10 protein-coding genes and 1 riboswitch are annotated in these 12,757 nt (G+C 42.3%); of the genes, 4 read left to right on the top strand and 6 right to left on the bottom strand.

Annotated features, from left to right (window positions below; all coding sequences use genetic code 11):
- Positions 1-23: 23 nt before the first annotated feature.
- Entirely contained in the window at positions 24-1,007 is a 984-nt protein-coding gene (moaA, locus tag V2H77_RS13175; protein WP_341499176.1) for a GTP 3',8-cyclase MoaA, read from the bottom strand.
- A riboswitch (molybdenum cofactor riboswitch) is annotated at positions 994-1,138 on the bottom strand. Its footprint overlaps the gene before it by 14 nt.
- 253 nt (positions 1,139-1,391) lie before the next feature.
- Between moaA and yvcK the strand changes: the two genes are divergently transcribed.
- Positions 1,392-2,300, top strand: coding sequence for a uridine diphosphate-N-acetylglucosamine-binding protein YvcK (yvcK, locus tag V2H77_RS13170; RefSeq protein ID WP_341499159.1), 909 nt, complete (start codon positions 1,392-1,394; stop codon positions 2,298-2,300).
- Here yvcK and uvrB read toward each other — a convergent pair whose 3' ends face one another.
- Positions 2,301-4,310, bottom strand: a complete 2,010-nt coding sequence (uvrB, locus tag V2H77_RS13165) for an excinuclease ABC subunit UvrB (protein WP_341499158.1) — start codon at positions 4,308-4,310, stop codon at positions 2,301-2,303.
- Positions 4,311-5,959: 1,649 nt separating this feature from the next.
- Here uvrB and V2H77_RS13160 point away from each other — a divergent pair.
- Both V2H77_RS13160 and V2H77_RS13155 read left to right on the top strand, forming a co-directional pair.
- Positions 5,960-6,574, top strand: coding sequence for a helix-turn-helix domain-containing protein (locus V2H77_RS13160; RefSeq protein ID WP_265380470.1), 615 nt, complete (start codon positions 5,960-5,962; stop codon positions 6,572-6,574).
- Complete coding sequence (locus V2H77_RS13155) at positions 6,575-7,468, top strand: queuosine precursor transporter (RefSeq protein WP_265380471.1); 894 nt, start codon at positions 6,575-6,577, stop codon at positions 7,466-7,468.
- Between the two features lie 203 nt (positions 7,469-7,671).
- On the opposite strand, the gene bioD is transcribed toward V2H77_RS13155, so the two are convergent.
- From bioD to bioB, 4 genes are read right to left on the bottom strand one after another with little or no spacing between them, the layout of a single operon-like run.
- Positions 7,672-8,352: a dethiobiotin synthase gene (gene bioD / locus V2H77_RS13150; protein WP_341499157.1), complete on the bottom strand. Its 681-nt coding sequence runs from the start codon at positions 8,350-8,352 to the stop codon at positions 7,672-7,674.
- Positions 8,345-9,112, bottom strand: coding sequence for a malonyl-ACP O-methyltransferase BioC (bioC, locus tag V2H77_RS13145; RefSeq protein WP_265380473.1), 768 nt, complete (start codon positions 9,110-9,112; stop codon positions 8,345-8,347). The genes bioD and bioC overlap by 8 nt, the downstream gene beginning before the upstream one ends.
- Complete coding sequence (bioF, locus tag V2H77_RS13140; RefSeq protein WP_341499156.1) at positions 9,096-10,247, bottom strand: 8-amino-7-oxononanoate synthase; 1,152 nt, start codon at positions 10,245-10,247, stop codon at positions 9,096-9,098. Before bioF ends, bioC begins: the two co-directional genes overlap by 17 nt.
- A complete protein-coding gene (gene bioB / locus V2H77_RS13135) occupies positions 10,247-11,284 on the bottom strand; it encodes a biotin synthase BioB (RefSeq protein WP_341499155.1) in 1,038 nt (345 codons plus the stop codon). Before bioB ends, bioF begins: the two co-directional genes overlap by 1 nt.
- 93 nt (positions 11,285-11,377) lie before the next feature.
- On the opposite strand from bioB, the gene bioA reads away from it, so the two are divergent.
- Entirely contained in the window at positions 11,378-12,649 is a 1,272-nt protein-coding gene (gene bioA / locus V2H77_RS13130; protein ID WP_341499154.1) for an adenosylmethionine--8-amino-7-oxononanoate transaminase, read from the top strand.
- Positions 12,650-12,757: the final 108 nt, after the last annotated feature.

Below are 12,757 nucleotides of genomic sequence, written 5' to 3'. Positions count from 1 at the left end.
AAACAACAATACCTAGCGGTAAATTAACCGCCGATAACAGAAAGATTTGGGGTGATTCCGCTGTCACCTTGATGAAGAAAATGGGTTTCCCGTTTATGGCGCAATCCACCCTGAATACGCAATTTCAGATCATTAAGTTGCTCTTCACTCGCCAACAAATCACGCAGTGGTATCCCCTGTTCACCAAACAGGCATAAATGAAGATTACCTATTGAAGAAACACGTAACCGATTACAACTTCGACAAAAATCTTTCTCATAAGGCATAATCAGACCAATTTCTCCCTGATAATCAGGATGGTTAAACACCTGTGCCGGTCCATCGCTGCGTGAACGTTGAAGTAAGCGCCAACCATCAAGCAACAGACGTTCCCGGATAGTTTCCCCCGAAATGTGGTATCGACGAAACATTTCGCCACCGTCACCGGTTTCCATTAACTCAATGAATCTTAATTGAATCGGACGATCCTTTATCCAATGCAAGAAGGCCGACAAGCTGATATCGTTAACATTTTTCATCAGCACCACGTTGACTTTCACTTTATTAAAACCCGCCGCAAATGCGGCATCAATTCCACGCATCACCTGAAAAAATTTATCTTGTCCGGTAATCGCATGAAACTGGCGAGGATCAAGCGTGTCCATACTGACATTCACCGCAGTTAAACCTGCCTCTTTCCACTGAGCGACATCCCGTTCCATTCGATAACCGTTGGTAGTTACCGCCAGAGTTTTAATCAACTGATTCTCACGTATAACGGAAATAATATCGGTGAAATCACGGCGCATGGTCGGTTCGCCACCCGTCAAACGGATTTTCTCTGTACCCAAATCAGCAAACGCTCGGCCAACAAGACGAATTTCGGATAATGTCAAAAAGGAGTGATGTCCACGGGGTTTATAACCATCCGGCAAGCAATAAGTACACCGAAAATTACATACATCGGTAATGGATAGCCGTAAATAGTAAAATTTACGGGCAAAAGCGTCTATAAGTTGTTCCACAATAACACCTTTCCAAACACGGGAGACGCAGGCATTTCTGCCTCACATCCTGGTGACTCACTGGTCACGGCCAAAACATCATATCACTGTGTAGAAAGTGACTTAGATGTAGAGGCAAGGAGTTAAATTTCAACATCTATTATAAAAAACGACATTCCTAATACAAATTCTAGCGCTTAACAAAGAAAAATGCGAATACCTACTTTCGTTATATAATTGAATATACAATGATTTATCAAATGTTCAGAACAAATCGCAAACAACTTCTATTGGCGATCAATTAAAATATTGCGTCCAATCGTAACGCTTATCCGGTTAATCGTGTTTTATAATAAATTACGTTAGAATTATTCGGTAAATATATGTTCAGTCAGCAACAGGAATTCTATGCGAAACCGCACATTAGCCGATTTAGATCGGGTAGTTGCCTTAGGCGGAGGTCATGGCCTTGGGCGTGTTATGTCCTCTCTTTCATCACTAGGTTCCCGCCTAACAGGCATTGTCACCACGACAGATAACGGCGGCTCAACCGGCAGAATTCGGCGCTCTGAAGGCGGTATTGCCTGGGGTGATACCCGCAATTGTTTAAATCAGCTTATTACCGAACCCAGTGTGGCGTCGGCAATGTTCGAATACCGTTTCGGCGGCAATGGAGAACTCGCAGGGCATAATCTGGGTAATCTGATGCTTAAGGCGTTGGATCATCTGAGTATCAGACCCCTTGAGGCGATTAATTTAATCCGCAGTTTGCTGAAAGTTAATGCTCATCTTATTCCAATGTCTGAGCAGCCTGTTGACCTGATGGCGATAGATGATCAAGGCAACACCATTTATGGCGAAGTTAATGTTGATCAGTTGGATTGTATTCCTCAGGAGTTGATGCTTTATCCTCCCGCGACGGCAACAAAAGAGGCATTGGATGCTATCACTCAGGCAGATTTGATTATCATCGGCCCAGGCAGCTTCTTTACCAGTCTGATGCCATTGCTTTTACTTGAAGATCTCACCCAAGCACTGCGCCGTAGCAACGCCAATATGATTTATATCGGTAATCTTGGCAAAGAATTAAGTGCCGCTGCCGCTAAACTGACACTGAAGGATAAGCTGGAAATAATGGAAAACAAAATTGGCAGCCGGATAATTGATGCGGTCATTGTTGGCCCTTGCACAGATATCAGCGAGCTTAACGACCGGATTATTACTCAACAAATACTCGAAGCACAGGATATTCCCTACCGCCACGACCGTGAATTACTGCATCAGGCGTTAGAGAATACCCTGCAAGACCTTGGTTAATTACGAATTGGCAATAAATTGCTCACGCAATGTCTGAACCTGATCCCGAACACTCGCCGCCTGTTCGAATTCAAGATCCTGCGCATGCTGGTACATTTTCGCTTCCAGCTCGCGGATTTTGCTTTCCAGCTCTTTGGCAGACAGTTTGCTGAATGTTTCCGTTGTGGCAACTGCTTTACCTCTGCCCTTCCCTTTGCCACCCGTTGGCTGCCCGATTTGCAGAATATCACCAATCTTCTTATTCAGACCTTTTGGAACAATGCCGTGTTTTTCATTAAATACCTGCTGCTTAGCACGCCGACGTTCCGTTTCACCAATAGCTTTCGCCATTGAGTCAGTTATCTTATCGCCATAAAGGATCGCTTTACCATGCAGGTTACGGGCGGCGCGCCCAATCGTCTGAATTAATGAACGTTCAGACCGCAGGAAACCTTCTTTATCCGCATCAAGAATGGCTACCAGAGAAACTTCTGGCATATCCAGCCCTTCCCTCAGCAAATTGATACCCACTAATACATCAAACTCACCTAAACGAAGATCCCGAATAATTTCCACACGTTCGACAGTATCGATATCCGAGTGCAAATAACGAACCCGTTCGCCATGTTCTTCCAAATACTCGGTTAAATCCTCCGCCATGCGCTTAGTCAACGTAGTGACCAACACCCGTTCATTTTTCACCGCCCGGATGCGGATTTCAGACAGTAAGTCATCAACCTGTGTTGCGACAGGGCGCACTTCCACTTCCGGATCAAGCAAACCAGTAGGACGCACCACCTGTTCCACCACATCGCCACCGGATTTTTCCAATTCATATTTGCCCGGCGTAGCCGAAATATAAATTGTCTGTGGAGCCAGTGCCTCAAATTCTTCAAACCGAAGTGGACGATTATCCAACGCAGAAGGCATACGGAAACCATATTCCACCAACGTCTCTTTGCGGGAGCGATCCCCTCGGTACATTCCACCGATTTGCGGGATGGTAACGTGCGATTCATCCACTACTAGCAAACCATCAGCCGGGAGATAATCAAACAGCGTCGGCGGCGGTTCCCCTTCAGCACGGCCAGAGAGGTAACGGGAATAGTTTTCAATACCGGAGCAATAACCCAATTCATTCATCATTTCCAAATCAAATTGAGTACGCTGCGTAATACGCTGCTCTTCCAGCAGTTTACTATTTGCCAGCAATACCTTACGCCGCTGCTCAAGCTCAATTTTAATCTCTTCCATTGCCTGAATAATACGCTCACGTGGAGTAACATAGTGAGTTTTCGGATAAACGGTGTATCGTGGAACATGATATTGAATCTGTCCTGTTAACGGATCAAACAGTGATAACCGTTCCACTTCATCATCAAATAACTCAACGCGCAGGGCATGCTCATCAGATTCAGCCGGAAAGATATCAATCACTTCACCGCGTACTCTAAATGTCCCCCGCTGAAATGCCTGATCGTTACGGGTATATTGCAATTCAGCTAAACGCCGTAGGATGGAGCGTTGATCGATAATCATCCCGTTGGTCAGGTGAAGCATCATTTTTAGGTAACTATCGGGATCGCCCAAACCATAAATAGCCGAGACAGACGCAACAACAATCACATCTCGCCGCTCCAGCAAAGCTTTAGTAGCAGACAAGCGCATTTGCTCAATGTGCTCGTTTACCGAAGCATCTTTTTCAATAAAAGTATCGGAGCTCGGCACATAGGCTTCAGGCTGGTAATAATCGTAGTAAGAAACAAAGTACTCGACGGCATTTTCTGGGAAGAAGTCCTTCATTTCACTGTAAAGTTGAGCCGCCAGTGTCTTGTTCGGAGCAAGTACCATCGTTGGTCGGTTTAAATTGGCTATCACATTAGCGATAGTGAATGTCTTACCCGACCCGGTAACCCCTAACAAAGTCTGGTGGGCAAGCCCGTCTTCTAAGCCTTCCTGTAATTGACGGATAGCTTCTGGTTGATCGCCCGCCGGTTGGAAGTCAGAATGTAATTTGAACACCTTACTCATCGGTATCTCACTTTCCTAACATTAATTTACCTATAATACTGGATAAAAAACCAGCTTCAAGTTGGTTTTATAAAAATAGGCTCAAGTAGGTCACTTCTCTATCAATTAAGCATCCATTGATATCAAAATAAATGCCATTTTATCCCCAAAATTATCTTGATTTTTCCATTTTCTATATGATCGGCTGAAAGGTGACAACACGGAACATCGCCACCGGTCTGACATGGCTTGATTTTTACTATCTTACTGATATTTAAGTAAATTAAAACAAAGACGAGAATAACATCAACCTTGACGCAAGCCGCGTATTTTCTTACGTTGCGTAACTTTTCTAAGTCTAATACACAAGGTTATCCACAGGAATAGTGGATAACTCTACAAACCCTATTAACTGTACGAGGTTGCAATATCATGCCACAAAATAGGTATCCTCTATCGATAAAAATTTTTACTATTTTTTTAACCTTTATTTCAGTTACTCATTTCAAAAAAATGAATAAATTTGCTGTAGAAGTAAGAATTTTCTCACTGAAATTAAATATCAATAAATTATATTCGTTCAACATTAACAGCATTAAAGGTAGATAATTATCGGTGTTTGCTATACAATGAATGAAAAAAACTGCTTTTTCTGTGTTAAACAGCAGAAAACACACCGACATTAAATTAGAATTTTTATTCAATAAGAGATAACTGGTGAACAGTTTCCTGTATGAAATCTGTTACTCAAGAGGAGAGCCGTGTCTTACTTAAACGGAAATAGGATTCTACGCTTTCAGCAATGGCAAATTTAATATCATCAACAGCGTTTTTTACTATTATTCCCACAAACAACGCCGATAAACATTTACCAAAAAACAACAACTGGCTTAATTGGCATGAACAAAACCCGGTTTTTAATTAGGATATTAAGGTATATCCTTGATAAATTAATGAATTTGCATCAGCATATCCCCTATTTTACAAAATGAGCTCCATCACGAACACATAAAAAAATGATAGATACACAAATATCAAATCGACACTGCCCTTGTAAAACGTCCAATATTTTTCTGGCTATTTTCGATCGAAAAACTTACTTTGTATCTATCATTCATAATCTCAATCGATTGCTGTTCCAAAGCATCTTTATACTGCCATTTCCTGGTGTTTTAACTATGTTATTATTTTATTGATTTATTAATCTCATTCCTAATGTTTATTTTACTTCCGCTGTTTTCTGGTGATTCCCTAGTGCTAAAAGAAATAACCCACTTTCAGACTCGACGGATAAAGTAGCTCTTCCCCGAGAGATTTATAATAAGAATAATATTTTGTTTGATGCTATCTGATGACCCAAAAACACATCAACACAACTTAACATTATTATAATAAAATCCATAAAGTCAACACAAAAATAAACATAAAGTTCAGTTTTGTGTAAACTTTATAATGAATTTCACTTAATTCTATGATTTAACTTTCATTTTTAGAATATAAATGTAAATCCATGAGCATTTTCTGATATGGGATGTGCTAATATAGATAATCAGAAAAATAAGATATTAAAAATAAAATCAATAAATTATCACAATAAGTGGTTTTTTCACACTGGACAATATCATCAAGTAACATATAGTAATGCTGTTATCTTTATATAAAGGATTCTCATGAAAACGTCTAACGCACAGCGAAAAACGAATATCATTAAAAATATAGAATATTTGATACGTACCCGTGGAGAAACCAAGAGTTCTTTTTCCAATCGAACTGGATTAACCCGTACCACCATTTATAAAATCCTGGAAGGACAAGTCAATAACGTTCAACAATCTACTGTTCTTCGGATCTCCGATTTTTTCGGTGTTTCCTGTGAAGAAATAGAATATTATGATCTTGAACAATTAGAACGCCTCAATGAAACACTCTCAACCGAAGGCAATAAAAATCCTTCGGCTATCCCTATTGTTCCACAATCTGAATTCTTATCCGTTTCTGAGAAAAAAATAGGTCAGCTTGTTACCGAGTATCCACTTACCTATTTCTTTGGCGATGAATCAAACATGCTGGCGCTCAAAGTTGAATCGGCAATAGAAGATACATTCATTCCCGGCGAGGTGATCCTTATAAAACGTCCCCCCGCATTAGTCACCAATACGCCATTATTGTATTACGCTAAGGGAATTGGGTTCTTTATCCGGCAAGAAAAAAATGATGACTGTCTTGATAGGAAACCCTACAAAAATGCTCATTTCTTAGGCTACATCGTAGGAGAAAGACTATAAATGACAGCAAATCAGAAGTTTAAATTACTGGGATTCACAAGATACGGTAAATTATCGGCGAATGTCATGGTACTCGCGACCGGCAAGACCATTACTATGGGGTTAAAAGAGCTAGCTGACAGTGATATTTCAGAAGATCTGAGCAGGCATGAGCTCAGTACGATATATCGGAAATTATACAGCCACAGTAATATTGTCACAGCTTATGAACTTGGGGATCGTCATGAACGCTCATGGCAAGCCTATTTACTGATTAGCATTGCGCTCAGTGTTATCTATATTTTCTCTACCATATGTGGTGTGAAGCCCATTCATATCCCGATCCTTGATATCGTCACGCCTCCTGGCGTTTTTATTTACCCTATTACCTTCTTACTGGTCGATATTCTCAACGAATTCTATGGCTTACGTCTGGCAAGAAGAACGATTATTATCTCTTTTGCAGCGAACTTATTATTTGTTCTCGGGCTGTGGGGAACCGCACTGATGCCGGGCGTGCCTGGATGGGAGTTTGGTGCAACTTATAATGGAATAGTGAATAGTATCGTATCTGTATTACTGGCATCATCTCTTGCTTATTTTATCTCTGAAAATATAAACTCATATCTCCTTTGCAAAATAAAATCTCTCACCAATTCAAAATATCTTTTCCTGCGAGTAATCACCAGTACTGTTATCGCCTCAGCATTCGATAGCATAATATTCTGCTCAGTTGCTTTCTATGGCGTTCTCAGTATAGATATTATAAAAGAAATGATTATCGCCCAGTTCCTCATTAAAGTGGCTTATTCTATTCTAGGTGTAGGCCCTATTTATCTGGTAAGAAAGATATTCAGGAATTATATAAACCGACCAACAGATGCTCCAGTCAATAAAAAACTTGCTGAAGTATAAATAGAGGTTTAGTCTTGTTAGAGCATATAAAACTTATTGAAAAATATCATTTTTATGCCGGAACATCATTCCGGCATATTGTTCTAAAATGGCTCACAATGAATAATCAACAGTAAAATCAATATATTCATTACCAAAGATATAAATGCTATAACTATCCATCATAACACTAAAATAACACTCAACCAGATTGAATTAATAATTCAATTAGCCAGTAATTTTAAATCTATATATTCCCCTAGATGATTAAAATATTCTGGCGTTAAATGAGGGATCGTACCCAATAAAGGCGCAGGTAACATACGTTTTAATGTCGCCAAATATTCTTGCTGACGTTTGCCTGCGGGTTCAACCTCATTAGCTATCCAGCCTGCAAAATGTAACCCTGAACCTATAATAGCCTTCACGGTAAGTATCGCGTGATTAATACAACCCAGTTTCACCCCCACGGTCAAAATAACCGGCAATTGCTCTTTAACCACCCAGTCAGCAAAAGTCGCCGATTGCGATAAAGGGGTATACCAACCACCAGCGCCCTCAACTAAAACCCAGTCCGCTTTCTTTTCTAACTGGCGCAGCCCCGTAGACATAACAGCAAAATCAATAGGCTGATTCAGATCATCACTGGCAATATGGGGTGATGTTGCTTCAATAAATACTAACGGATTTACTTCTTCATATTGCAAAGGCACAGAACTATTTGCCAGCAATGCCAGCGCATCAGAATTACGAATACCTGCCGACGTTATTTCACTACCGGAAGCGACGGGTTTATAACCTGCTGTTTTATATCCTGCTTTAGTTGCCGCTTGTAATAAAGCACAACTTACAACTGTTTTACCCACTTCGGTATCTGTACCCGTCAAAAACCAGCGCTTAGTCACGATAAATCACTCCAAAGACAACCTGATAGCTAAGAGGTAAATGTTTATTTTCTCGTGGATAAGCCTGCTCCAAAGCAGTCAGCCGTCCACGCGTCATCAATCCTTGCTGGCGCCCATAATGAAGGTGAGTCGCGCCAATCCCTTTCAGCGAACCCAATAGCGGCAATATATGAGAATATTGCTGACGATAAACCTGACTAATAAGACAATGCCGGAATCCCCGACAAGCATCTTTAATCGTCTGTTGCGGCAGGAAGTGATTAATATGTTGGTAGTTATCAACCGCACTCCAAGCTTGCTTCAATTCATGTAATGAACCTTTAGCCAAGGTGGAAAACAGAATCAATCCACCAGGACGGGTTACCCGATAAAGCTCTCTTAAAGCGCTGGATAAATTATCGCACCACTGAACAACCAGATTACTGAAACAGATATCAACACTGCTGTCAGCAAGCCCTAAATGTTCAATATCCCCTTGCAGATAATAATCAGCCGCCAACCGTCTACGGGCATGGGCCAACATACCCGATGCTAAATCCAAGGCAATAACCTGCTTCCCTTGTTGCCGCCAGCGGTGACTAAAAAAACCCGTGCCACAACCAGCATCCAATACTAATTCGCCAGGATGCTCACCAACTTGTTGCATAAGGAATTCACCGGTTTGTTGCTGTAATTTCGCCACCACATCATAATTGGCGGCCGCTCGCCCAAACGCTCCAGCAATCGCCTGTTTATTGACAAATTCAGCTACGGAACCCATGCAATGCCTCCATCAACATATCAATATCCTGTGGTATATGGTTGGCCGTCAAAGTAATACGTAATCTGGCGCTGCCCGGCGGCACTGTTGGCGGGCGAATAGCTTTAACCCAAATCCCTTTTTGTTGCAGATACTGAGATAAGGAGACACTCAGCTCATTATCACCCACAACCAATGGCTGAATTGCTGTGGTTGAATCTGTCAGATTGAATGATAGCTTCTGTGCCTGCCGACGGAAGTCATTGATATTCTGTTGTAATCGTTGGCGCAATTCATCACCAGATTGTATCTGCCGAACCGCTTCAGAAATAGCCTGCACTTGTGCCGGAGGCATAGCAGTGCTGTAGATAAGATGGCGTGAGTATTGAATCAGATATTCGGCTGTCTGCTCATCGCAAAGCACCGCGGCACCACTCAACCCAAATGCTTTGCCAAAAGTCACAATCAAGATCTCCGGTTTAACTTTCTGTTGCCAGCAGCTTCCCCTGCCCTGTTCACCACAGATACCAATACCATGAGCATCATCTACCATTAACCAGTTGCCAGAAATTCTGGTTTGCTGATAAATATCGGCTAACGGTGCGCAATCACCATCCATACTGAACACACCTTCGGTCACCACTAGCGTCTTTCCAATACAAGGCTTTGCCAATAAATCTGCAAGTGATTCAGGTTGATTATGCAGAAAACGCCGTAGCTGAGCGGGGGAATGTATGGCGGCTTCCATTAATGAGGCATGACTCAGACGATCGGCAATAATTCGATCCTGTTTCGTCATTAACGAGGCAATCACTCCCTGATTAGCAGAATATCCAGAAATAAACAGCAATGCCTTTGGATAACCTAACCAGTCAGCCAGTTGTTGTTCCAATAGCTGATGAGCTTTTGTATAACCGATAACATGGCCTGAACCACCACTGCCAACACCATATTGTTCCGCTCCCCGCTGCCATGCGGAAATGACTGCGGGATTTGAACTCAGCCCAAGGTAATCATTACTGGAAAAATTAAGATATTTGCCATCATTGGTATACAGGAAACGCCCATCCGATTTCTGATTAACCTGCCGCTGACGCCATAGCGAAGTGTCCCGACGCTCAGATAATTGCCGGGAAAGATAAGATGACCAGCCCATTATAATGCCGCATTATAAAATTGTTCGTTGTCCGCATTGATAATGGCTTCTGCCAAATACTGCTGTTGCTGATTATCACCAAATGCCGTCTGAGTCTGCTGAGGATTAATGCCTAACTTGCGGAACAGTTGTAAATCCTTATCTTCCGCCGGGTTAGGCGTAGTGAGCAACTTACAGCCATAGAAAATAGAATTGGCGCCAGCCATAAAACACATTGCCTGTGTCTGCTCATTCATCTGTTCACGACCTGCGGATAACCGGACATGAGAAGACCGCATCATGATCCTGGCAACCGCAATAGTACGGATAAAATCGAAAGCGTCTACATCTTCGTTATCAGCCAGTGGCGTACCTTTGACTTTAACCAACATGTTGATGGGGACACTCTCCGGCGGTTTTGGCAGATTTGCCAGTTGTACCAATAACGCGGCCCGATCACGGATCGCTTCACCCAGACCGACAATACCGCCAGAACACACTTTTATGCCCGCCTCTCGTACCTTATCAAGGGTATCCAATCTGTCCTGATAGGTCCGGGTCGTAATGATGTTGCCATAAAATTCCGGCGAGGTATCCAGGTTGTGGTTATAGTAATCTAATCCTGCATCCGCCAGCCGCTGCGCTTGTGAACCATTGAGCATGCCCAGTGTCATGCAGGTTTCCATTCCCAGTGCTTTGACCTCCTTAACCATTTTCTCCAGATAAGGCATATCCCTCTCATGGGGGTTTTTCCACGCGGCACCCATACAAAAACGTGTTGAACCCGCATTTTTAGCCTTACGAGCAGAATCAATTACTTGTTCCACTTCCATCAACCGCTCTTTTTCAAGACCTGTTTTGTAACGGGAACTTTGCGGGCAATATTTGCAATCTTCCGGACAAGCCCCGGTTTTGATGGAAAGTAGTGTACTGACCTGTACTTGCTGTGGGTCAAAGTACATACGATGAACCTGTTGCGCTTGAAATAATAATTCGAAAAAAGGCTTATCAAACAGCTCTTGCGCCTGCTTAATTGTCCATTGCTTACGTTCAATCACAATAACATCTCCAGTGTGAAAAAAGTCTAGCCAGTTTAAATAATGCCGTTATACTGTCAACCAATTTCAAATAAATAAGTTTACATCAGCCTTATGACCTCTTCCGATATTGAATTTGATCTGCACCACATCTGGCATCCTTATACCTCTATGACCAAACCTCTCCCGGTCTATCCGGTTGTTGGCGCTTCTGGTGTAGAACTAGAGTTGGCTGATGGTCGTAAGTTGGTGGATGGCATGTCTTCCTGGTGGGCTGCCATTCATGGATATAACCATCCGGTACTGAACCAAGCTGCTAAAATTCAGATTGATCAGATGTCCCATGTTATGTTTGGTGGAATTACCCATCCACCCGCAATCGCACTTTGCAGACAATTAGTGGCAATCTCCCCATCATCACTGGAATGTGTCTTTCTGGCGGATTCAGGTTCTGTCGCGGTGGAAGTGGCGCTAAAAATGGCATTGCAATACTGGCAAGCAAAAGGTGAGAAACGTCAGCGTATTTTGACATTACGCCACGGTTATCATGGCGACACATTCGGCGCTATGTCTGTCTGTGATCCCGACAATTCAATGCATAATCTCTACAAAGGCTATCTGCCGCCCCATCTGTTTGCCGAATCTCCTCAGTGCGGATTTAATTCTCAATGGGACGAGCGAGATATCATGCCATTTCGTACTCTGCTGGAGCAGCATTCCTGTGATATTGCCGCGGTGATCCTTGAGCCTATCGTACAGGGCGCTGGAGGAATGCGAATTTATCATCCTGAATATCTGCGTCAGGTCAGAATGCTTTGTGATCAGCATCAGGTTCTATTAATTGCGGATGAAATTGCCACCGGTTTTGGCCGCACAGGAAAATTGTTTGCTTGTGAACATGCTGAAATTGAGCCAGATATTTTATGTGTAGGAAAAGCGCTGACAGGCGGCTATATGACACTATCAGCAACACTGACAACCCGTAAGGTAGCCGAAACGATTAGCAATGGCGAAGCAGGCTGTTTTATGCATGGCCCAACATTTATGGGCAATCCATTAGCTTGTGCCGTAGCAGAAGCCAATTTGAAATTGTTATTACAAAGCCCTTGGCAACAACGTGTTAAATCAATTGAAAATCAATTAAATACTGAGTTGATGCCACTAAAATATCATGCAAGAGCGGCCGATGTTCGGGTATTAGGTGCAATTGGCGTCGTGGAGATGAAACAGCCTGTGAATATGGCGGTGCTACAACACCATTTTGTTTCTCAAGGTGTTTGGATAAGACCATTTGGCAAGCTGATCTATTTGATGCCGCCTTATATTATTCAACCAGAACAACTTTCACTCCTGACAAAGGCTATCTCTGGTGCAATTAATTTGTAATTTTTTATTATTGAAGAAATTCTTCTGAATGTATTGAGAACAATTAGTAAAACTGAATTTCAACTCGATCAAAAAAGGCCCCCAATCGGGAGCCTTTTTCGAAAAATT

The sequence above is a fragment of the Photorhabdus sp. P32 genome, assembly GCF_038085095.1.
In the GTDB taxonomy this organism is placed as follows: Bacteria; Pseudomonadota; Gammaproteobacteria; order Enterobacterales; family Enterobacteriaceae; genus Photorhabdus; species Photorhabdus luminescens.
Note: the sequence above shows the minus strand (reverse complement) of the source record. Positions and strands in the feature narration are given on the sequence as shown.

What these genes read in the sequence shown, in the direction of transcription:
- yvcK (WP_341499159.1), top strand. Translation starts at nt 1,392, where the DNA reads ATGCGAAACCGCACATTAGCCGATTTAGATCGGGTAGTTGCCTTAGGC.
- uvrB (WP_341499158.1), bottom strand. Translation starts at nt 4,310, where the DNA reads ATGAGTAAGGTGTTCAAATTACATTCTGACTTCCAACCGGCGGGCGAT.
- V2H77_RS13160 (WP_265380470.1), top strand. Translation starts at nt 5,960, where the DNA reads ATGAAAACGTCTAACGCACAGCGAAAAACGAATATCATTAAAAATATA.
- V2H77_RS13155 (WP_265380471.1), top strand. Translation starts at nt 6,575, where the DNA reads ATGACAGCAAATCAGAAGTTTAAATTACTGGGATTCACAAGATACGGT.
- bioC (WP_265380473.1), bottom strand. Translation starts at nt 9,112, where the DNA reads ATGGGTTCCGTAGCTGAATTTGTCAATAAACAGGCGATTGCTGGAGCG.
- bioF (WP_341499156.1), bottom strand. Translation starts at nt 10,247, where the DNA reads ATGGGCTGGTCATCTTATCTTTCCCGGCAATTATCTGAGCGTCGGGAC.
- bioA (WP_341499154.1), top strand. Translation starts at nt 11,378, where the DNA reads ATGACCTCTTCCGATATTGAATTTGATCTGCACCACATCTGGCATCCT.